Annotated in this window: 20 protein-coding genes; 9 read left to right on the top strand and 11 right to left on the bottom strand. The window is 56.8% G+C overall.

All coding sequences use genetic code 11. The features are described 5' to 3' along the window. Positions 1–36 precede the first annotated feature (36 nt). Complete coding sequence (locus HRQ60_RS21355) at positions 37–1,338, bottom strand: McrC family protein (RefSeq protein WP_172200032.1); 1,302 nt, start codon at positions 1,336–1,338, stop codon at positions 37–39. Between the two features lie 35 nt (positions 1,339–1,373). After that, the gene (locus tag HRQ60_RS21350; RefSeq protein ID WP_172200030.1) at positions 1,374–3,296 is read right to left on the bottom strand and encodes an AAA family ATPase; all 1,923 of its coding nucleotides are present in this window, start codon (positions 3,294–3,296) and stop codon (positions 1,374–1,376) included. Between the two features lie 398 nt (positions 3,297–3,694). On the opposite strand from HRQ60_RS21350, the gene HRQ60_RS21345 reads away from it, so the two are divergent. Further along, on the top strand, positions 3,695–4,360 hold the full coding sequence (locus HRQ60_RS21345; protein ID WP_172200028.1) for a 3'-5' exonuclease: 666 nt from the start codon (positions 3,695–3,697) through the stop codon (positions 4,358–4,360). 33 nt (positions 4,361–4,393) lie between these two features. Here HRQ60_RS21345 and HRQ60_RS21340 read toward each other — a convergent pair whose 3' ends face one another. Next, positions 4,394–5,362: a helix-turn-helix transcriptional regulator gene (locus HRQ60_RS21340; RefSeq protein ID WP_172200026.1), complete on the bottom strand. Its 969-nt coding sequence runs from the start codon at positions 5,360–5,362 to the stop codon at positions 4,394–4,396. 142 nt (positions 5,363–5,504) lie between these two features. Between HRQ60_RS21340 and HRQ60_RS21335 the strand changes: the two genes are divergently transcribed. The 4 genes from HRQ60_RS21335 to HRQ60_RS21320 all read left to right on the top strand — a co-directional run bounded on the left by HRQ60_RS21335 (position 5,505) and on the right by HRQ60_RS21320 (position 7,091). Then, on the top strand, positions 5,505–5,873 hold the full coding sequence (locus tag HRQ60_RS21335) for a hypothetical protein (protein WP_172200025.1): 369 nt from the start codon (positions 5,505–5,507) through the stop codon (positions 5,871–5,873). Between the two features lie 57 nt (positions 5,874–5,930). After that, the gene (locus tag HRQ60_RS21330; RefSeq protein ID WP_172200023.1) at positions 5,931–6,122 is read left to right on the top strand and encodes a hypothetical protein; all 192 of its coding nucleotides are present in this window, start codon (positions 5,931–5,933) and stop codon (positions 6,120–6,122) included. A gap of 65 nt (positions 6,123–6,187) precedes the next feature. Beyond that, positions 6,188–6,559, top strand: a complete 372-nt coding sequence (locus HRQ60_RS21325) for a hypothetical protein (protein ID WP_172200021.1) — start codon at positions 6,188–6,190, stop codon at positions 6,557–6,559. Positions 6,560–6,659: 100 nt separating this feature from the next. Next, positions 6,660–7,091, top strand: a complete 432-nt coding sequence (locus HRQ60_RS21320; RefSeq protein ID WP_172200019.1) for a hypothetical protein — start codon at positions 6,660–6,662, stop codon at positions 7,089–7,091. A 131-nt stretch (positions 7,092–7,222) separates the two neighbouring features. Here HRQ60_RS21320 and HRQ60_RS24050 read toward each other — a convergent pair whose 3' ends face one another. Together HRQ60_RS24050 and HRQ60_RS21310 are read right to left on the bottom strand one after the other, a co-directional pair. After that, complete coding sequence (locus HRQ60_RS24050) at positions 7,223–8,734, bottom strand: methyl-accepting chemotaxis protein (protein WP_172200017.1); 1,512 nt, start codon at positions 8,732–8,734, stop codon at positions 7,223–7,225. Positions 8,735–8,995: 261 nt separating this feature from the next. Next, the gene (locus HRQ60_RS21310) at positions 8,996–10,162 is read right to left on the bottom strand and encodes a phosphodiester glycosidase family protein (RefSeq protein WP_172200014.1); all 1,167 of its coding nucleotides are present in this window, start codon (positions 10,160–10,162) and stop codon (positions 8,996–8,998) included. A 206-nt stretch (positions 10,163–10,368) separates the two neighbouring features. Between HRQ60_RS21310 and HRQ60_RS21305 the strand changes: the two genes are divergently transcribed. Further along, positions 10,369–11,124, top strand: coding sequence for a hypothetical protein (locus tag HRQ60_RS21305; RefSeq protein ID WP_172200011.1), 756 nt, complete (start codon positions 10,369–10,371; stop codon positions 11,122–11,124). A 152-nt stretch (positions 11,125–11,276) separates the two neighbouring features. Here the strand turns inward: HRQ60_RS21305 and HRQ60_RS21300 are convergent, their stop codons facing one another. After that, positions 11,277–12,251 (bottom strand): aldo/keto reductase family protein, encoded by a 975-nt coding sequence (locus HRQ60_RS21300; protein WP_172200008.1) that lies wholly within the window; start codon positions 12,249–12,251, stop codon positions 11,277–11,279. A 350-nt stretch (positions 12,252–12,601) separates the two neighbouring features. Here HRQ60_RS21300 and HRQ60_RS21295 point away from each other — a divergent pair, with 350 nt between their 5' ends. Further along, the gene (locus HRQ60_RS21295) at positions 12,602–13,621 is read left to right on the top strand and encodes a 3-oxoacyl-[acyl-carrier-protein] synthase III C-terminal domain-containing protein (protein WP_172200005.1); all 1,020 of its coding nucleotides are present in this window, start codon (positions 12,602–12,604) and stop codon (positions 13,619–13,621) included. A 138-nt stretch (positions 13,622–13,759) separates the two neighbouring features. Here HRQ60_RS21295 and HRQ60_RS21290 read toward each other — a convergent pair whose 3' ends face one another. The 3 genes from HRQ60_RS21290 to HRQ60_RS23940 all read right to left on the bottom strand — a co-directional run bounded on the left by HRQ60_RS21290 (position 13,760) and on the right by HRQ60_RS23940 (position 16,333). Next, positions 13,760–14,116 (bottom strand): hypothetical protein, encoded by a 357-nt coding sequence (locus HRQ60_RS21290; protein ID WP_172200002.1) that lies wholly within the window; start codon positions 14,114–14,116, stop codon positions 13,760–13,762. Between the two features lie 155 nt (positions 14,117–14,271). Further along, complete coding sequence (locus tag HRQ60_RS23945; protein ID WP_281358154.1) at positions 14,272–15,549, bottom strand: TIM-barrel domain-containing protein; 1,278 nt, start codon at positions 15,547–15,549, stop codon at positions 14,272–14,274. After that, on the bottom strand, positions 15,443–16,333 hold the full coding sequence (locus tag HRQ60_RS23940) for a TIM-barrel domain-containing protein (RefSeq protein ID WP_281358153.1): 891 nt from the start codon (positions 16,331–16,333) through the stop codon (positions 15,443–15,445). The genes HRQ60_RS23945 and HRQ60_RS23940 overlap by 107 nt, the downstream gene beginning before the upstream one ends. A gap of 277 nt (positions 16,334–16,610) precedes the next feature. Here HRQ60_RS23940 and HRQ60_RS21280 point away from each other — a divergent pair, with 277 nt between their 5' ends. Next, a complete protein-coding gene (locus tag HRQ60_RS21280; RefSeq protein ID WP_172199999.1) occupies positions 16,611–17,711 on the top strand; it encodes an AraC family transcriptional regulator in 1,101 nt (366 codons plus the stop codon). 246 nt (positions 17,712–17,957) lie between these two features. Next, positions 17,958–18,644, top strand: coding sequence for a DUF559 domain-containing protein (locus HRQ60_RS21275; protein WP_172199996.1), 687 nt, complete (start codon positions 17,958–17,960; stop codon positions 18,642–18,644). Between the two features lie 307 nt (positions 18,645–18,951). Here the strand turns inward: HRQ60_RS21275 and HRQ60_RS21270 are convergent, their stop codons facing one another. Further along, entirely contained in the window at positions 18,952–19,335 is a 384-nt protein-coding gene (locus HRQ60_RS21270) for a hypothetical protein (protein WP_172199993.1), read from the bottom strand. 78 nt (positions 19,336–19,413) lie between these two features. Next, positions 19,414–21,387 (bottom strand): methyl-accepting chemotaxis protein, encoded by a 1,974-nt coding sequence (locus HRQ60_RS21265; protein WP_343044781.1) that lies wholly within the window; start codon positions 21,385–21,387, stop codon positions 19,414–19,416. Positions 21,388–21,820: the final 433 nt, after the last annotated feature.

The raw sequence follows: 21,820 nt of genomic DNA, 5'->3' as shown, positions 1-21,820 counted from the left end.
AAGAGCGCAGCGGGTTCCAAGCTTAGTGAATGCCTCTTAAATTTCCGCAAACCGTATTCTCCTAACCAGTTCGTCCACGCATCTTTCTTCCAGCTCCAGATCCAGCATGATGACCTCTACCTTCACCCCGTCCCCGCTGTCGTATTCGACCCGGGTCTTGAAGCTGTCTTCCGAATGCGCCCGGGGATACAGCAGAATCACTTTTCCGGCTGTGTACTTTTTTCCGTAGGCGTACATCTGGTACATATCCGACTGCGAGATGCCGTAGTCCTTTCCATAAAGCCCGGACAGCCTCTTCCATTTGGTGTCCATCACGATCGTGCCGGACGGCGCTCCCCGCAGCACGATGTCCGGTCTCAACGGGAAACGCGCCGGTTCTTCGAACAGCTTGTGCGCCGTATCCTGCGTGCTCACCTGCACGCCGGAACCGGCGAGGCGGCGCTTCAGCAGCAGAGCGATATAACGTTCGAAGATCCGCTCCATCGGAAAAAGCAGCGCATAGGCGCGGTCGGCTCCGCCGAGCGGGGTGAAGCTTCTATTGTCCAGAAAAATGCGGCACCAATCCAGCACGGTCCGGTATTCCTGCATGTTGCGGTCCATGGAGACTTTGTCCCACTCCCGCGCAGGATCGGCGCAGGACGGAACGTCATCGAACGCTTCCAGCAGCATCCGCAGTTCTTTTTGAAGATGACTGCTGCTTGTAAGACGGATCAGCCGCTCAATTGTCGTCTTGATCAGCCGATTCTCCGGTCGGTCGATGCTGAATTCGTCGTAACGGATATAGAAACGTTCCCGATGTACGGCATTGTGCCGGATATGCGCTGAAACCTGAAGCTTGCCTTTGTAGAACCGCTCATTTTCTTCGTGCTCACGATAATCCGACTTCAACCCCCGTTTGACCAGCAGCAGCGCTTCTGCGGCGAACATGCGGATAAAGATATCGAGCAGGGTGCTGCGCGACGTGCCGAGTCCGGTCTGCCGAGAGACTTTGTTCGGAATATCGCCGATCGTGCGCAGCATATGCAGGAATGTCTGCCGCGCTTGTTCGGCCGACTGTTCCCGGTTCTCCGTACGGCGGTCGTACAGCTTGGGCAGGATCTCAACGACGCTGCCGTCCGGCAGGGCAATCATGCCTACATAATTGCGGGCGGTAATCGTACGGCCTACTCCCCGGCGGCTGCCCAAGACAAACAGCATCGTGGGATCGTCGAGCGGATCGCCGGCTGTCGGAGTCTCGAGGATGAACTTTTCCAATTGGTCGAACGTCTTTTCCGGGATACCGTAATAACCGTACTCCTTAACGCCCTCTCCCCGGCACAGCGTATCGTATTCTCTCACCGTAAATATTTCACCTCGAGCCGGCGGACGCATATTCATGGCTGTACCGATCCGTTCGCCGCAGATGGATTCGCATAAATGCCCAGGTAAGCTTCCTCCCGCTTGAATGCTTCCGGATTAATGCGGTAAGTCCTGCGCTCGTCTACGTAACGGTCTCCGCCGCTGCCGAACAGATCGTTTGCGTTAATGCCGACTTCCGCGATGAAGCGATCCTGCTCATCCGCCTTGCGGTTATCTCCGAGCACGAGGCGGATCTTCTCATAGTCGTCGTAGAAATATTCCTGCAGCAGCGGGATCACGGCATGTTCGAACAGCTGCGCCAGCTTCTCGAGCGTCGGTTCGTTCTTTAAGCCCAGGAAATACGCGTGTCCCAGCATATGCTCGCGGTCGTACAGCGCTTCGATTCTCCGATTGATTATCTCCAGCATTTTTTCCGGATTCAGTTCCGTACCTTTGATCTTGAGGGAGGAGAGAAGTTTCGGCTGCGGCATCATCTCGGCAAAAGTAAACCGGCGGCGGAGCGCGGTATCCAGCCGGGCGATAGAGCGGTCCGCCGTATTCATCGTGGCAAGCAGATAGACATTATCCGGCACGCCGAAAGGCTGGCTCGAGTACGGCAGCTTCAAGGTGATTTCTTCCGGCTTGCCCAAGCGCTTGGAAGGCTCGATCAGGGTGATCAGCTCGCCGAAGATCTTGGATATATTGCCGCGGTTGACTTCGTCGATGATGAAGACGTAGTTGTTCGGGTTCTCGCGGGCGACAGAGTCGGGATTCGGTCCAGGGTGTTTGCCCAGAATCGCGAGTATATCTTCAAGCCCGATCCGGTTCAGACGGTAGACAGGTAGTGCCGTAAGCGCCGCTCCGCCATTCAGGTCCATGATATCTTCCTTGATCTCTTTGACAAGCCATTTTACGCTCCGGGAGCGTTTATATTGATCCAGCTCATCGAGCCACTCGTAATCGCCCGTTACGACGCCGATTGCGTCGATGGTCTCGCGGTCGTGAAGAACGAGTACCAGATCGCCTTTTCGCATCTCGTTCATGAACGCGTTAAGCGTGGTTTTTCCGCCGTCCGCATACTGATCGCTGACGCCTCCGTCCGCGCCATATCCGTCCCAACCGATGCGGATTCTTCCGTTGACGAAACCGTCCCTCTTGATCGGATTGTCCCCGGCCCCGCCAAGCGAAATTTTCCAGATCACCGGATTCTGGCGAATGCCGTAATCGTTGTCGGTCTTCACCAGAGGATTGGCGGCTGTCTCGCAGAACTTCTTGAAAATGCCGGATTCGATCTTGTACGATACATCGCCCGAGTCCGCACCAGCTTCTTCGCCGTTAACCATAACCGGCTTGATGCCTTCCATAAATTCCTCGTACCCGTAGGATTGGTGAAACGTGGTGAAAACAATCTGCCCGGCGGCTTTATACTCCTCGTAGCGGGCTTTGACCTTCTCGTATCCATCCTCGGCTTCCGCTTCTTTCAATACGTCCTGCAGCGATCTTTTTTCGATCATGGCAACGGCGTAGATTACGGTGTGATAGGTCTTTCCTGTTCCGGGAGGACCGTACAGGATTATATTTTTATCGAGCGGCGTTCCCTCGGAATAATCGGGTCGGGCGGATTCGGTCATGGCTGCATTCTCCTTGTCTGCAAGAAATTCTCCGTAATATTTTAGTCCCTGCGTAAAATCCTGGGTTTGAGCTTTGCGATCGATCTCCTCAAATCCTTCCGCCGCGGTAATGACAGCCTTCACTCTCATGTAACGATCATACTCGCCGATTTCGAACAGATTGGTCGTTTCCAGCGCGGACGATTCTTCCAACTTTCCGGCGGCGCCCGCCAAGGCAGAAGCATAACTTCGAATCGTTCCGGGAGCGTAGGGATTTCCGTTGGGCTGCTTTTGGCTTTTCATCCATTCTATAAATTGTTCTCTTCGTACAATGCCTGTCTCGTCCATTTTTCTTTTCTCCTTTTTTTCGGATTAGTACTGTGACACTCTTCTTGACCGTTCCTGGATGCTCTCCTTTTTAAGCTTCTCCCCCTATCCCCTCGGCATCTTCCTTATTCTTCTGCCCGTTCTTCTACTGCTGCTTGCGCCTGCCTGGCGATTCTCCATCGGACCGCTCCAGAAACGATAGCGTAGGTCCCCGTCAGCAGCACGATCGATAGCGCCCAGAGACTGTTCGACATTGCAGGCGCGATTAGCTGAATTCCTGGTTCCTGATTCCAGTATAATCCGGTCTTCCGACATTCCCCTGCCACCAAACAAGCGTTCGAGACAGCACGCTGTCACAACTCTTGTTTAAAATAACCTTATCAAGCCTGTCCAAGCCAAAATAGAGGAGAGATTCAGAGATGAAATATATCGTATTCGACCTGGAATTCACTGTTCTTCGTACCCAGAAGCACCTGGCAGAGACGCTGGAGATCGGGGCAATCGAGCTGTTGGCGGATCAAGAAGGCACGCTGTATATGAATGATCTGTTTCACTCCTACGTCCAGCCGTCCCGTTCGATTATCTCAAGGCTGACGACCGAGTTTACCGGGATTACCCAGGAACAGGCTGACGCAGCTCCCCGCTTTGAAGAAGCGATCGACGCTTTCAAGACGTGGCTTGGAGACGGTGAATATCACCTGTGTGCCTGGAGCAAAGAAGACAAATACCAGCTCACCGGCGAATGCCGCCGCCATGGCATGGACGTAAGCTGGATTCGCAACTATAACGACCTGCAGCTTGCTTATACGGAACTGAAAGAACCCGGATCCAGCTCTCGTCAGCGCCGCGGACTCTCTAAAGCACTGGAAGCGGAGAACGTCTCGTTCCTCGGCAGCCAGCATAGAGCGATCGACGATGCTTTTAATACGGCCAAGCTGTTCCGTCTCCTCTACCCATTCGTGAAGCTGGAGACCAACAATGCGGCGGAAGAAGCCGTGTATGCGACCGAAATCGTCTTCTCCACAGAAACGGAGGAGCGCTACAATCCGTTCGCCGGACTGGCCGGACTGCTGCAAATATCCTGACGACGATGTTTCACGTAAATAAACCCTGCCGTGCTATTTGTACAGTTCCATCCATTCCGCCAGCTGAAGCTTCATCTTTTCCCGCACAGAGGCGGGTTCCAGAATTTCCGCATCCGGTCCGTATCTCCGAATCCATTCGACAAATTCCTTTTCGTTGTTGACCGTCACTTCGAACAGCAGGCCCCCGTCCGGCAGGTCTTTCATCCAGGGATGGACAAACAGCTCTTCCTCCTTGATATACCGGGCTACATTTGAAGAGAAGCGGACTTTGAACCGAATGTTTTTGTCCCCCCGATCGATAGACCACGTATTTTTCAAATACTGCCGGACGTTGAATCCTTTTTTATCGAAGGAACGTTCCGTAACTTCTACCTTTTGAAAGCGGCTGATCCGGAACGTGCGGATTGCCTGCTTGAGATGACAGTAGCCAATCAGGTAAAAGCGCTGTTCCCGCGGGATCAGATAGTACGGATCGACCGATCGCTCCGTCGTCTCGTCCCGGTACTGCGTATGGTAGACCGTATCGATCGTCCGACTTTCCAAGATGGCCTGAATAATGGGCTGTACAAAACTCGGACTTTCTTTTCGGTAAGCCGGTGTGCCCATCTGAATAATATCCGCGATGTCCTCAAGCATACGGTTCTGCTGCGATTTTTCTTTGCGATGCGTACCCATGACTTTGTCATAAGCAGTCTCAAACCCTGGCGGAAGCTTGTCCGGATCAACCATGGAAGGCAGCAGCGAGAAGGCCAGCGCTTCCTGCTCCGTAAAATTCAGAGGATACAAAAAAAACTTGCCCATAAACCGGTAACCTGTTCCTCTTCCCTCGTTGGTGATCGGGGCGATCATGCTCAGCAGATCCAGGTCACGGTAGATCGTGCGGATATTGACGTCGCATTTCAGAGCCAAATCAGCGGCCGAGATGCCGGGATTGGCTTGAATCGCGTTGATCATGTTGAAGATACGAATGATTTTGTCTGTGCCCATAACTTTGTCTGCCATAAAGAACTCCTTTGCCAAAAGCTGTCTTCCATCTGTATCTGATTGTAACTTGATTAGCTAATATGTGGGAACTATGTATATGAGCCTTTATTTTTTGTAACCCATCCCCTTGTTCCACCGTTTATAAGATAGAGGTGATTGTATGTCCAACTATTCCAACTTGATTATCCTGGTCGTGATCTTCGCGGCGCGGATCTTTTTCAACTGGCGGATCGTTCGCGGGGAAGATCGGCGGACGCTGATGGATCTGGATCGGATCACTCCGAAGCTGTTTATGTTCGGGATCAATCTGATCTTGGCCGCCGCACTGACTGTCTTAATTATTTATGGCGCCAGTCAACCGTTCTTCCTGGCCGCGGCGCTTGGTATTGTGGCTTTGTTCGGATTATCGCAGGCGCTCCTGGAGAAGAAATATCTGCCGGCTACGCGAAGACATCTGGCGACACTTTTGTCTTTTGGCGTTATGATTGTCGCAATTGCCGCTTATATGCTGCTCGTCCCGCAGGTGTGAACGCCTCCGCAGCTTGACTGATTCATCTATTTCTGCCGTACAGGGAGGTCGAACCAGATGCAGGAACCTTTTATTCTTATTCTCAGCCTGCTGGCTGTTGTCGCCATGCTGCTGCAGCTGCTGATCGTGCGGGGGAAACCGACGTTTGAAGATGCCCGGACCAAACGGACTTATTATGGACTGACGGCTGCCGCTTTTCTGCCCGGGAAACGAGAGAACATTGGCAGTCGGGGATCATGGCCGTGCTGATGGTGGGTCTGGCGGCGTTCTTTTATATCGGGGATCTGCTCGGCTGAAGAAAGGAGGAACGTTCGATGAATCCGTCTACCTTCCCTATTATTCTGTTGGGCAATGCCCTTCTTGTTCTGCTGGTCAATTTCGTGCTTCCCGTGTTTATCGTAACAGGACCGGATCAGCGCAAACTTGTTGATCTGCCGCGCGGCAAGGTGTATACGTACAGTCTGGCGATCCTTGCGTCGGCGCTGCTGATCGGGATGGTGGTGCTCCGGCTTCCCTCTTATCAGCTTGACCTGATCGCGTTCGCTCTTCTGCTGGTGTTGGGTACGGCGCTTATGCTGCTGGAGAAAAAGCTGCTGCCGGACACCCGCCGCCACTTGGTCACGCTCTGCTGGATCGGCGGTATCTGTGTGCTGTTTGCCATTTACGGCGGGGTGACGTATTTATAACTTCGGTATAACGGATCGAATCGGTGCTACAATTCCGGCCGATCCTCCGTCTTCCTCTTAGGGGCAGACCGCCTCATTACGATTACGGAGGGAAACCGCCATGACATCCGCACATCCCAACCCAAATCCGGCCCGCCGCCCCAAACGGATTCTTCTGCTGCTGCTTGCGGCATTCGGAGTCGCTGCGGCAATCTTCGTTATTTTCATCCTGTTCCCGCTGCTTCGGGATATGCGTCCGCTTGTCGTCACGCTCGATAACCGCTCCGGCGCGCAGCTCCTGTCGGTTGACCTTTTCCTGGACGGTCAGGAATCGAGATATGCCTACGAGCGGAAGATTCCAAGCGGCGAGAGCCGCAGTATCCGCCCGGAGCTTGAGGTGCAGGGCGCCGGCGCTCTGGTGCTTGAAGCCGTCGACAGCGAAGGCCGAACGTACCGGGACACGATCTGCGGCTACACGGAGAGTCTCAGCGGCGAATTGACGGCTGTGCTCGGAGCAGACGGCCGGATGACGGTGCAGGGCGAATGCCGCTGAATCCCGCCGCTGCCGTCAAGCCGGATACACCAAGCGCTGAGCTCTTCCCTCTTCCTACCCAAAAGCCCGCCAACCGAGGAATCGGCAGCGGGCTTTTGGTTTTTTTTATCCGGAGGAGCTTAGGAGAACGTTCAACCCAACAGAGCCTGCGGGTTGTCCGATTCGTCTTCCAACGCTTCGGCCGCCATACTGCGCAGCGCCGTCTCGTTGTGGCGGATACGGTCCAGAATATCGGAGTTCTTGCGGACCAGTTCGGTCAATGAAGCGGAGACTTCCTGCATGGCGGCGGTGGACTGTTCGCTGATCGCGGCCAGACTCTCCGACGAACGTTCGATCTCTTCCGACGAGACGCGGACCGTGCCGATCATGCCGTCGTAGCGGTTCACGGACTCGCTCACTTCTTCGACGGACGAGCTGATCGAGGTGAACACGTCGCGCGTCTCCTCCACCATGCCCATACATTCCTGCATCCGGACCGCGATGGTCTGCATACTGCGCTGCGTCGTATTGGAGTGGCCGCCGACCAGCGTCAGATTGCCCGAGATCTGCTCCGCCGCCTTGGCGGACAGATCGGCAAGCTTGCGGATCTCGTCGGCGACAACGGCGAAGCCCCGGCCGGATTCGCCGGCACGCGCCGCTTCGATACTGGCGTTCAGCGACAGCAGATTGGTCTGCGACGAGATTTCCTGAATCGTGCCGATCAGCTGCGAGGACGACGAGACCTGCTCGGCCAGTCCGTTTACTTCTTCGGCAGCGGTGCGTACCTGGGCTTCGAACTCGCCGATCAGGCGGTAGAGACCGCCGACGATCTCGTCGCCGCGATGGGACGAATCCGCCGCCGTTTCGCTCTTCTCGCGCAGCTGTCCAAGCGAAGCCAGCATACCGCCGAGCTGTTCGCCGCTGATGCGGATCGACTCGGTCATCCCGGCCAGCAATTCATTCTGCGAGACGGCCCCCTGCGCCACTTCCTGAACGGCAATATGCATTTCGTCGAACGAGACGGCATTTTCCTCGCTGCCCGACGAGACGACTTCCATATTGTCGGACACGACGCGGACGTTTTCGCGCAGCGAAACGCTCTGGCGTTCGGTCCGTTCCAGCACTTCCTGCGTACGCTGCTGCGTCTCGGCCAACTGCTGGAACATGCGGTCGGCGATGCGCTGGAAATTGAACAGAATCACACTGATAATCACAAAGAAGATCAGGTGCGCGACCATATGGTCCCGCTCCATGCCGTAAGCGTCGCCTCTGTAGAAGTAAGCGGCCAGCAGCAGGACGGAGCCTGCAAATCCCGTGTAGAGCGGAGCGCGCTGCATATAGACGAGCGACAAGACGAGCAGCAGATAGACCGGCACGATGTTCACCACGCTCGGCACAATGATGTTGGCGGCCGTGTGGGAGAGGGCCAGCATGGCCAGCGCCACATAACCGATTGCCCGTTCTTTTTTGCGTGCAAAGTACAGGAATCCGACCGTGCCTAGGGTAAACAGATCCCCGGCGATCAGCAGATACCGGGAAGTGGTGTCCATGTCGACCGAGATGTACATCACAAGAGCCAGCAGTACCGTAATGGCCAACGAGTAGAACACCAGTCTGTTTTTGAGCCGCAGATCTTCTTCACGCATTTGTTTCGAATCTTTCACTACGTTCACATCCCCGCAGAATTTTCTGGATTACCCGATTTTTATCGGCAAAAAGTCCCAGTAATATTAGGTTAAAAGGCTGAGTGAGTCCGGAAGTTTGCTTGCCAAAAATTTCTGTACGGAGCGAAACGTTTAACCTTGTCAAAGCTCCCAGTGGATGAAGAAAAGAATGCTTTGGAGCTCGTTGTCAGGCTGCCGGGAAATTCCTCTTCGTTACAGAAGCTTGCCGGCTGCGGGAGAAATCCGTTCCGGCCGCGGGCTTTATTTCTTGACCTTGACCAGCAGGGCGTTGCTGACTTTGCGGCCCGGCTTGGTCACGTATTTGCCGTTCAGGTACAGCCCGCTTGAAGCGCCGCCGTCCAGATTCATGGCCTGGTAAGCGCCGGCCTGCTTCATGATTCGCGCCAGCTGGGGCATCGAAGCGCTCGGCAGGGTGACCATGATCAGCTTGTGGTTCCGGGTAATGCCGATTGCGCTGCGCGCCGCGCGGCCGCGCAGGATGGCGGGATCGCGGAAGCCTTCCTTGACCGCATTGACCGCTACGCGTCCGTTCTTGACCAGCAGCGGTCCGGCCTGCACGGCGCCTTCGACCTGCCCCGCTTCGAAGGCTTTGCCGAACTGCAGTCCGGGAATAAGGCGGGCCAGCTGGTTCCGGTCGTAGGCGAATACGGTGAGATCGGTGCCGCCGTTGACGAATTTGACGTCGCCTTTACTGACCAGATAGCCGTACGGCGCCCGGTAGACAGCCGAACTGTAAGCGTCGAAATAGGTGGCGTTAATGGCGGCGTAAGCGCCGTTCTGTGCGGCGATCGATTTCAGATTCTGCACGGTACCCGCCCGGTGATGGGCAAAAGCGGCGTCCAGCGAGACCCGGGGATGCATCAGCTGCACGGTGACGATATGGGCGCGGAACGCGGAAGCGCCGACGTAGAACACCTGCTGCCGGTAAGTGACCGGACGATCCGTCAGCGAACCGCGTTCGATCACGGGCAGATCCATGGCATCTTCGCCGTTTGTCATCCGCATCGAAGACGTCGACTCGTCCCATTTTACATTCAGACCCAGGTGGGAGGCCGCGAGGCCAAGCGGTACATACGTCACGCCTCCATAAGCAAAAGGCGCCGCGTCGAGTTTTACTTTTTTGCCGTTGATCTCCGCTTTTTTGCGTCCGGTCTGAAGCAGAATCCGCTGTTTGCCTTTGATCAGTTGAAGTTTGCCTGCCGAAGTCCCGTTGATCTTCGCTCCCGCAAAATCGCTCAGCACCCGGATCGGGACGTAGATCCGTCCCGCTGCCGGGTCGGAATAGCCGAACGTTTTGGCCGAAGCCGCAGCGGAAGCCGTCTGTACCGCCGCTCCGGGCAGTGCACCCGTAGTGAATATGCCTGCCGTCAGCGCCGCAGCCAACAGCATTTTTAACCCTTTTCCCATGATGTGCGTATCTCCTTTGATCCGATTGAATGCGTCTTTGTTATATATCTGCATTTGGCTTGTCAAAATAAACCCCCCGCGAAAGATTGTTTCCCTCTATTCCGGGTGAAATGAAAGTAAGGGTGTCCGCAGCCGTCTAACGGACCCCGATATTCGCCTGCGGGCGAAGATTGTGAACCCGTAAGGGCAAAGGAGGCATACATCCGATGAATCTGCCGGAATCGGGAAGGCTTCAGCCGATCGACGTTCATCCTGTCCAAGAAAATAGACCCAAGCCGACCGGATGGGCCGCGAAACGGCGCAGCGACCGCAAAGAAGCGATCGCTGCGGGAGCCGCCGCTTTTCTGCTGACGAGCGTACTGATGCTGATTCAGCGCAGATCCCGTCAGGAACGGATGGCAGGCCGGGAACGGTGCGCGGCCAAACTCGCCGAACTGGCGGAAGCCGCCGATCATATTGCCGCGCTGCTGCGCCGCGGACCAAGCTCCGTGGACCGCAGCGGCAGCCGGGAGCGCTATCCCGCCACGCTGCCGCTGGAGTTGGAGCGGGCCCAGCACCGGCTGGCCGGCGCATACGGCAGTTTGTACCGGATGCTCGGCGCCTCCGAGCAAAGCGGACTGCTAGCTCCGGAAAAGTTCCCTTTTCTCCAGGGTATCGCCGCGCACGAACAGATGCGGACGGCCGTTCCCCAGTCGGCTGCGGACAAAGCGCGCGATGCGGCATTGAACCGGCTGCTCCCCGGATGGTCCGACCGAAGCGAAGCGCGCTTTATTCCCGACCGCGATCAGCGGGCCACGCTCGAAGAACTGGATGCGCTGTGTGCGGACCTCTCCGAGCTGATCCGCGGCGGCGCGGGACGTCTTCCGATCGGGCTTCGTCCCGAACGCGCGATCCGCAAACTGCTGGCGGCGATTCAGAAACGCCGGCAGGAACGGCAGTACCCCGACAGAAATCCCGGCTGATCGGCGCCGCGCACAAGCTGCAGCTGCGCCGAAGCCCTACACTCAGAACGCACACCAACAAAGCCCGACTGCGGAATCGTCTCCGCGGTCGGGCTTTACCGATTACTGCGTATTCCGTGTACGACGCTTCGTATGCCGGATTCGCGGCAGGATCAGCGTGCCGGCGCGAAGTCTTTTACCGGCTCCATGATCTGCTCGATTCGCGTCAGGGTCTCTTCGCTCAGCACCATACCGGAAGCTTCCGCATTCTCGCGCACCTGCTCCGGGCGGCTCGCTCCGATGATCGCCGAGCTGACGCCCGGCTGACGCAGCACCCAGGCCAGCGCCAGCTGCGACAGCTTGATCCCCTGCTGCTCCGCCAGAACGTTCAGCTCCTGGGTCACGTTCAGCACATCGTCGCGCAGGTAGCTGCCGATGACCTGATTGACCGTATCGTCCGCGCCGCGCGTGCCGGCGGCCGGCTGCTGGCCCGGCTTGTATTTGCCGGTCAGGATGTCCTGCGCAAGCGGCGAGAAGACGACCTGGCCCAGGCCGGCGGCAGCCGAGACCGGCAGCACCTCGTCTTCGATATACCGTTCGAACAGGTTGTAGATCGGCTGGTTCGAAGCCAGCGGCCGCAGGTTCCGGCGCTCCGCGATGCCTGCCGCGTCCGTGATCTGCGCAGCGGTCCATTCGCTGACGCCGGCGTACAGGATCTTGCCCTGCGCCGTCAGATCGTCGAGCGCACGCAGCGTCTCGTCGACCGGCGTCTCGCTATCGTAACGGTGACAGAAGTAGACATCGATATAATCCGTGCCGAGCCGCTTCAAGCTGGCTTCGCACTGCTCCATGATATGTTTGCGGGACAATCCGCGGTCGTTGGGCCCGTCGCCCATCGGGAAAAAGACTTTGGTGCTGAGCACATAGCGGGAACGTTCGTATTTGCCCAGAGCGGCTCCGATCGCTTTCTCGCCTTCGCCGCGGTTGTACGCATTGGCCGTGTCGAAGAAATTAATCCCCTGTTCAAACGCCGCTTCGATGCACGCGTCCGCCGCCTGCTGCTCGGCGGCCGTGCCGTAGGTGAGCCAGCTGCCGAGTCCGATCTCGCTCACTTTGAGGCCGGTACGCCCCAGATTCCGGTATTTCATCGATACATCCTCCTCAAAAGGACGACACGTTCCGCCGATCGGCCGACGCCGCGCAGGTCGATCGCCCTGCCGCCTTGGACCGTCTAAGAAAGTTCGTTTCCTATTAATCATTCGATTAAATATTAACGATAATTCTTACCGGATGCAACCGCCTTCATTAAAAGAAAACCAAAAGAAGACCAAAAAGAATCTGAACGGAAACTAAAGGGAAACCGAACTTCGCCCTGATCCGAAATCACATTTCCGTCTATCTGTTTCCCTTCATTTTGATTCTTTTTTAACCGATAATAGATTGCCGGACCTTTGACCGTTCGGTCCATATACAGATTCATAAGGGAGAAGATGACACGATGCTGCAAACGCCTCAGCTTTCCGTCACGATTCGAAGTACGGGCATGTACCACCCGCAGGAACGGTTCGACAACGAATACTTCATTAACTTCTTCATGGAACGCGACAACAACGACATCACCCGCCTGCTTGAGCATCTGGGCAAAGAAACGCGTTACCTCAGCCGCAACAATCCCGACGAAAACTCGCTGACGATGGCCCAATTCGCGGCCGAGCAGGCGCTTGAGCGTTCGGGACTGCAGCCGTCGGACATCCAGATGATCATGTTCATCTCCGACACGCCCGAATATACGTACCCGACGAATGCGGTCATGCTGCATGAACGGCTGAATACGCCGAACGCGCATCTCGTCTACGACATGAACGCCAACTGCATCGGAGCCATCTCCGCGCTCGACCAGGCCTCGATCATGATGAAAGCCAAAGGCATCAAGTACGCCCTGATCGCCGGCGGCGTATCCGTCAGCAAAGCGGCCAGCGACAAGGAGCCGATCATGTTCTCCGCCTTCGCGGACGGCGGCGGCGCAATCATTCTGGAGCTCGGCGAAGAAGACGAAGCGCAGACTGGATTCGTCGACGCCGACTTCTATACGGAATCGATCATCACGGACACGGCACTGTATCCAAACGTCGGCCATTCGCGCATGCTCGATGCTTCGATCCCCGAATCCGAAAAAAGAGTCTACCACAAAGAAGTGGATGTCAGCTTCTTCTCCGCCAAATGGCAGGGGCTGATCACCGGCCTGCTGGCCAAGCACGGCCTTGCGCCGGGAGACGTCGATCACTTCATCTTCTCCCAGCTCTCGCTCGCCGAGAATCTCAAGACGCTGGACCTGCTCGGCGTCGATGCTGGCAAGCAGATCTACGTCGGCGACAAATACGGCTATACCGGCGTGACCGGCCCGATCTTCGCTCTGAACGAAGCGCTGCAAGCCGGACGGATCAAGCCGGGCGACAAGCTCGTGATCTGCTCGGTCGGACTCGGCTACGTGATGGGCGCCTGCTTGTACCGGTTCTGATTCTTTTTCGGAATCGTCCGATTCTTCGACTTCTATTCATGCCTGCATTCATGCTAATATGCTAAAAAAGCTGCCCCGAGAACGCACAAGCGTTTCAGGGCAGCTTTTTTACCGTTTTGGCCGGAGACCAAATCCGGTTTACTTGACGTCGTCCATACTTTTGACGAGCACGCCGCTAAAGTTCGTTTTCTCGGCGATTTTGCGGATTTGCATACTCGTAATCGCCGATTTGGATTCGACCATGTAGATTTTCTTGAAGCCAAGCGTCATGTACATTTGGAACGCCTGCTCAAGCATGTCCAGCAGATCCTGCTTGACCGTAGCCAGTTCGTAAGCGTTAACGACAAGCGTATACTCGCTCGTCTTGATCTGGCTGCCTTCCTGCATAAACTTGAGGGCAAATCCTTCTGCGTCGCTCATCTGGAAAAAGCCGCCGACGGTAGCGATGAACAATTTTTTGGCCTGATCTGTTTCTACATTGTACTTCTGTGTCATAATTTCTCTCCTCGGTTCATTCGATTGGTTGGCCGAACGGTCGTCCGGCCGATGCGCGTTCTAAGTATATCAACGAACATAAGCGAAAGAAAGAGTGCCGGGAGCTTCTTTTCCGACGCAAAAAGACGGTTCGAAACCGCGTTCCGCCGCTTCTCCTATTCCGCGCTTGCCCGGATCGGCAGCTTCGCCCCGCCGCGCAGATAGACCGGAATCCGCTCGATCGGCGCGTCCGCGAAGATCGCCTGGCCGCCGTCGAGCGTCTCGCCGCTGTGCGCGTCGGTCCACTTCGACCCGGCCGGCAGATAGACGTCGCGTCCGCGGACGTCAGCTTGCAGGATTGGTGCGATCAGCAGGTCGGGGCCGAGCATGAACTGGTCGTCCACGTCCCAAGCCGCCGAATCGTCCGGGAAATCGTAGAACAGCGGGCGCATCGGCGGGGTGCCTTTGAGATGCGCGGCTTCCATCTGCTCCGTCAGGTAAGGGCGCAGCCGTTCGCGCAGCCGCATATGTTCCCCGAAGATGCCGTACGCTTCGTCCCCGTAGCTCCACACTTCGTTGTCCGCGCCGCTGCCCCACAGCCCGCCGCCCGGCAATCCCGTATCCGCTTCGCGGTACGGCGAACGATCGCCGTGCAGCCGCATGACCGGACAGAAGGTGCCGTACTGGAACCAGCGGATGATGCATTCCCGGAACGCCGGATCGTCCGGGTTGCCGCCGTGGAACCCGCCGATATCCGTCGTCCACCACGGAATGCCCGCGATTGCCATGTTCAGCCCCGCCCGCACCTGGTGACCCAGCACTTCAAACGTCGACGCGATATCGCCGGACCACGCAAGCGCCCCGTAACGCTGGCTGCCCGCCCAGGCGCTGCGCACGAGATTGATGACGTTCTCCTGCCCTGCTCCCGTCATCCCTTCATAGAAAGTGCGGCTGTACTGGCTCGGATACCAGTTGCCGACCTGCAGCGCCGGACCCGCGTCGTAGCGGTAAATATCGTGGTCGTACACTCCGAACTCCGGCTCGGCTTCGTCCAGCCAGAACAGCCGGATGCCTTTGTCATAATAGTTCCGCTTGATCTGCTCCCAGACGAACTCCCGCGCTCCCGGATGGGTGGCGTCGAAGATTTCGTTTTGTCCGAGAAACTGGAACTGCGTGCGGATACCGCGGTCGGTGCGGACCAGATAGCCTTTTTCCACCATTTCGCCGTAGTTCAAGCTCTCCGTCTGCACGGTCGGCCATACGGACACCATCAGCTCGATCCCCATCTCCCGCAGCTCACGCACCATGCCTTCCGGGTCGGGCCAATAGGCTTCGTCAAACGTCCAGTCACCCTGGTTCGGCCAATGGAAAAAGTCGATCACAATCACCGAAATAGGCAGGCCCCGCCGCACATGTTCGCGCGCGACGCCCAGCTGCGTTTGCTCCGCGTACATGTCGTCGCTTGGCTCCCCGCCGGACATGCTCGCGCGCGACGCCCAGCAGTTCTTCTTGGCTCCGGTAGCGCAGCTTGCACTGCCAGAAGCCCATCGCGTAATCCGGCATCATCGGGACTTTGCCCGCGGCGTCGGCGTACGCTTCTTCGATCTGCGCCGGCGTGTCGCCCGCGACGATCCAGTAATCGAGCTGCTTGGTCGACTTGGCCGCCCATTCCGTCACGTTGACGTTGAAGCTGGCCTGCCCGATCGCCGGGTTATGCCACAGCATGCCATAGCCGCGATCCGATAGCAGAAACGGGACGCTGGTCTGGCTGTTGCGGTGGGTGAGCTCCAGGCGGCAGCCTTTGAGATTGAGCAGCGACTGCTGGTACTGCCCCATCCCGAACAGCTTTTCGTCCGGATGCGACTCGAACCGCAGCGTCACTTCATAATCGCGCGTACCCGGAATCGGCACGATATCGCGCCCGCCGGATTTGAGCTGGTACGTTTTCTGCGTTTCCTTCAGCAGCACTTGGCCGCTCTCGTCCGTAAACGTGATCCGGCCGTCCCGCTCGACGTCCGCCCGGATCTTCCCGTTGACGATAAATGCGCTTCGGCCGTCTTCCGATATCTTCACCGCCGCGTTCGCGGAAGGTTCTCCCGCCGGCAGCAGCGCCCAATCGTCGTCATGCAGCTTGTCTTTGGACGCCCGCACGCGAAAAGCATTCGGTCCCCACGGTTCGATCCGCAGCGTCTCGTGGTCGTAGGTCCAGATCAGGGCTTTCTCTTGGGTATACAGCATAAGGGTAGTGCCTCCTTTGCCCGGGTTGACCGGGGTTATCGACTGCGCGGAAAGTCTCGGCATCTCCGGCAGTGCGGCTTCGATCACAATCGGAAGACCCGCTAGGGATAGGATTGGATTATGCTGTTCCTTTTTCCGCGTGGAAGCGCTATCTTTCTTGCATACAATTATAAGCGGGAAAAAGGATTGTCCGGCAGAGCGCAGAATACGAAGATAGAGGACTGGATTACGTTTTGTTCGACTACACGAATACAGGGTTCCCACAAGGAGGGCATTCATGATGGCTTCATCCCCGATCCGCCGTGCGCAAGAAATCTCCAGCCGATCCGGCGGCGCGACCGCGGCTTTCTCCGGTTTGGACGCTTCCGGGGCTGTCGATAAGGTCTCCCGCGATTCCGCCGCGCCGCCGGAAACCTGGCGCCGCGAACATACGGATATTCCGGATCGTACTTTTCCGCTGAACGTGTTCCTTATCTGCGAATCGGATCCCGACATGTTCTGTATTCCGCCGCATTGGCACGAACATCTGGAGTGGATCGTCGTGACGGACGGACGGTTCAGTGTGCAGGTCGGCAGCCAACTGCGCGAACTGTCGGCGGGCGGCTGCGCGTTCGTCAACACGAAGCAGCTGCATGCGGCGTTCCCGCTCGAAGCGGGCAGCCGGCTGCAGGCGCTTGTCTTCGGCGAAGCGCTGCTGCGCAATCACGCGCTCGACCATACGGAGACGCGCTACGTACGGCCGCTGCTGGAAGGGAAGCTTGCGCTGCGTTCTTTTTACGAAAAAAAATCCGCGGAAGAGCTGCGGCTGCAGCTGCTGCGGGTCGTATCCGAATACGCAGCCTGCGAGCCGGGTTACGAACTGCTGGTCAAAGCCGCGCTGCTGGCCGCCCTCGGTTTGGCGCTGCGCGGATCGGAGAGCGCCGCCCGGACCGCTGCTGCTCAAGGCGGCGAGCCGGATTCGGCGGGAGCCGGAAGCCTGGGCGGCGACGTTGGCGGGCACCGGTCCGGTTCGGGCGCAGCGGCGGGACAAGCCGATCGGAGCGGCGCGGGAACGGACAGCGTCGTCTATCCCCTGCTGCTGCATCTCAGCGAACGTTTCCGCGAGCCGATCGACGTTAAGAAGGCCGCGGGACTCTGCTGTGTGACGCCGACGTATTTCTGCCACGTCTTCAAGCGTTCCACAGGATGCACGCTGACGGAATACGTCAATATGCTCCGTATCCAGGAAGCCGAAGCGATGCTGCGCAGCGGCGGACATACGGTTCAGGAAATCGCGCGCAGCGTCGGATACGGAGATGCCGGATACTTTGCGCGGGTATTCCGCAAGTACAAAGGCATGCCGCCCGGGCGGTACGCGGAAGCGAATCATCGGCTGTAGGGTGTAGGGCGGGAGATGTGAGAAAGGGAGCGGGCAAGAACGCGCTGGAGTTTCCGGCTGTTTCGTTTTACAATAACGCTAACTGAACAGCATCGGCAGGAAAAAACCGTTCCACGTATACGGCATTTTTTTCCTCCGATCCTCGGCGACGAAGAACGTCCCGCTCTTTTCCTGTTTACCTCAGGGAACGAGTCGGGACGTTTTTTTGTGCGCTTATCCGAATTTGAATATCCAGGAGGCTTATTTATGAATTCCACATCTACCCTTTTCGAATCGGCACATCGGCTCTTTCTCGACTCCCATCTGCAAGAACGCAGCGGCGAGCGCCGGGACCGCCTGCTGCGCGGGCATCGCGAAGCCGAAAAGCTGTTTTGTCAAAACGTATGGTGGCCGCTGCGACAGCATTTCGATCAGCTGCATCCGGAATACGAAGTCACCGACTGGCGCGGTCAGCCTTATTTTTGCGACTTTGTATGGATTACGCCCTACGCCAAACTCGCCATCGAGATCAAAGGCTTCGGCCCCCACATTCGGGATATGGACCGCCGGAAGTTCTGCCGTGAGCTGAACCGGGAAACGTTTCTGACCGCGATGGGATTCCAGGTGATCTCATTCGCCTACGACGATGTAGCCCAGCAGCCGGATCTTTGCGTGACGCTGCTGCGAATGGTGCTGGGACGATATCAAGCGGCAGCCCGCGGCTCCGCCTCCCGCTATTCCGGTGCGGAACGGGAAACGGTACGACTGGCCTGCACGCTGGGTCGTCCGATCCGGCCGATCGACGTGTGCCGGCATCTCGGTGTTGGCCACCGGACGGCGGTCTGTATCCTGCACAGCCTCTGTGAGCAGCACATATTATTGGGCGAGTCCGGCGCGCAAAACAAACGGGTTGTCCGTTATGCGCTGAGCAGCGCGGCATTTGGGTATCTATGACTACGGAGAGGGTTCGCGCGGAAATAACGTCTCAAAAGCAGTTAAATCCCATCTTCTGCAGCAGTGGACGCAAATAACTGCACAGGAACCGTTATTGAAACGAAATTCGGCCTTATTTATCCTTAAAAGTCCAATTAACAGTTCTCCTGCAGTTATTTCTATAAAAACCGGCTGTTTGCGCAAAATAACGGTTGCCTCGCATTTATTTGCTTTGTTCGCGCCGAAGTTGAAGCGAATGGGATGTCCCGTTCATTCAGTCCAAAAAGGTCCCCTTCCACGCTGCCGCGGAAGAGGACCTCTATAGGTGTTAGTTGTCCAGCAGCGCCTGCAGTTTCTCTGCGCTGGATTTTATGCTGGATTCCGGGTCGTGCTGCGGAGCCGGCTGGGCAACTGCGGCGGCTATGCGCATGTCGGCATGCGGCAGCGGAAGCGTATGCCGTTCGTGCTCGCGTTCTTCGCTGAGCAGAATGCGCGTGCCGTCCGGCAGGATGCCGTATTGGCGAATCCAGCCGTCTTCATGCACGGTGATACTGCGGTTGTACGAGCTTTTGCGATGAGGCTGGGCTTTGCGGGAGAACGGATCGGTTCCCGGCAGCTTGAAGCGCAGCCCCGCAGCCTGCGAACGCTGCACCGGCTGGACGGGAGCGATACGGGAAGCTTTTCTTGTCGTGTCGATTGGCGTAATGGGCATAGTAAGCTTCCTCCCCCGTGCGTCTTCGTCCTTCCTCGGGTCCGAAGACGCGGATCCTTTTTCTTTTGCTTTCTGCGCTTACAGTTTGAATCCTGCGGCCGCTTCGCCCAACTGGTGGGTCAGACGCTCGATGCTCTGCACCATATCGGCCAGATGATGGACCATATGGGACTGCTCCTGCACCGTCGCCGTTACTTCTTCGACGGAAGCGGACACTTCTTCGCCGGAAGCCGACAGACTTTGCGAAGCTTCCAGTACATCGTCTTTGTCGCGTTCCATGGCTTTGAATTCGACCGCCATATCGCGGATTTGGGTCGTGATCGACGTTACGCTGCTTGTAATCTCTTCAAAAGCCTGACGCGTCCGATCGACATAATCGTTCTGCGTCGAAGAAATCTCGCGGATCGCGCCGACGCTCTCGTTGCTCTTGTCGACCTGCTCCAGCGTCTGACGGATAATGCCGCCGATTTCGTTGGCTTGATCCGAAGACTGCTGGGCCAGCTTGCGGATTTCGTCCGCTACCACGGCGAAGCCGCGGCCGTGCTCGCCCGCTCTGGCCGCTTCGATCGAAGCGTTCAGTGCCAGCAGGTTGGTCTGCGCCGAAATCTGGTTGATCGCGTCCGTAATCTGTCCGATTCGCTGCGAACTTTCCGCCAGCATCTCGGTCGTCGACGAAATATTCTGAATTTCCTGTTCGTTCTTGGAGTTGATATCGATCAGCGTGCTGACGACCACGCTGCTCGCTTCGAAGACCCGACCGATCGAATCCGCGCTGCCTTGAATATCTTCCGTTTTGCGTCCAAGCGATTCGATCCGGTCTCCGATACCGTAGAACCGGCCGACGATCCGCTCCGTATCATGCGACTGCGATTCCATCGCTTTGGCGATCTCCATCGTCGTGACGGATGTCTCGCCGATCGAACGCGCCGTGTTCTGCGAAGTCTGTTCCAGATCGGCAGTGTTGGTATTCAGCACTTCGATCGAATGGTTCATCTGTCCGATCAGCAGCTTGTTGCTGTCGACCATGGTATTGAAGCTGTCCGCGAGATCCGCGAATTCGTTTTTGTATTTGCCGTCCGCCTGTACAGTAAGATCGCCGTCGGCAAGTTTTTTGAACAGACCGGTCAGACGCGCAATCGGATTCGTAATGCTGCGCGAGATAAAAGTTCCCACTACGACAGCCAGCAGAACCGAGGCCACGAGGGAAGCCAGCATGCTTTTCAGCAGATCGCCGAGCGGACGTTGAATATCGGCATACGAATCCTGTACGATAACGACCCAATCGGCTACCGGAATTTTGGAGTAGCGGATATACGAGTCTTCGTTGTTCACGCTGCCCTGGATAATCTGGCCTTTCGTATCGGCGGCAGTCAGATTCTCGAATCCTTCCGCTTCGTAAGGCTTTCCGATCATCGTTTCGTCTTTCGAATTATAGATGACGGTACCGCCGCGGCTGGTTACGGTAATGAACCCTTCGGCGTTGATATGGATATCCTGAAGCTTGCTTACGAAAAAGTCGGCCGCAATCGTATTGATCGATACGCCCAGCAGTTCGCCTGCACCCGACTTGACCGGTTGGGCGAACACGACGATCAGATTGCCGGTCGTCTTGGAGACGATGGCATCACTCACGAACGGGGCTCCCGTTTCGGTGACTTTCTGGAAATACTCGCGGTCCGAACGGTCGCCCTTGAGCGAATCCGGATTGCTGCCCGCAACGACCGTTCCTTTGAGATCGGCGACCATCATTGATTCGATTCCGTTCGATCCGGCCTGCGTTTCTTTGAACATCGCATTGGCCTGGGTCAGCAGCTTGTTGCTCGGAGCGAAGAAAGCGTCGTCCGTCAGCGTACCGGATTGTCTCAGGGTCAGCAGGTCCCGCAGGGCCGGCGAGACGGATAAAGCTCCGGCCAATTGGACTTCCAGGTCAACCGTTGTCGACAAACTTTCCCCAATCCGGTCCGCGTTCGCATTGACTTCGTCTTTGCTCTTCTTGGTCAGCAGATCCGCTCCGAACATATACGTGACCGTACTGCAGACCAGCAGAACCACAACGGTCAGCAGACTGATCAGCAGCGGCAGTTTGATTTTCAGAGAAACCCGTTTGGCCCCCCCCCGGTCCTTTCAAGTTCTTGTCCGTCTTTATGTTCGGGTCTTCAGCCTTGATTTTCTTCATTTTTCGTATCCCCTCTCATCGCTATGGCCCATTCCCGGTGCCTCTAAGCCGTTTATCGGCCTTTTTCGACAAAAAAATTACACATTTCGAAGTGTTATTTTCCGTCTTTTTCCCAGTTAAAAGATTCAATTCCCATTTCGCCGGCTTTATTTTCTTCCGTTCGGGCCGGAAATCGACAGCTTTGGAACAAGGTTTTGCAATCCCTCACCCTTTGCCGCCGTTTTTTTGTTAAACTAGGGCGTGTTTTAAAACTAAAGATGGAAGATAAACCGATTTGGGTTTAGGATAAGAACAGAATAAATCCAAAGG

This window comes from Saccharibacillus qingshengii (assembly GCF_013185195.1).
GTDB classification, from domain to species: Bacteria; Bacillota; Bacilli; order Paenibacillales; family Paenibacillaceae; genus Saccharibacillus; species Saccharibacillus qingshengii.
The sequence above is the reverse complement of the archived record's forward strand: the minus strand, read 5'-3'. Positions and strand labels throughout refer to the sequence as shown.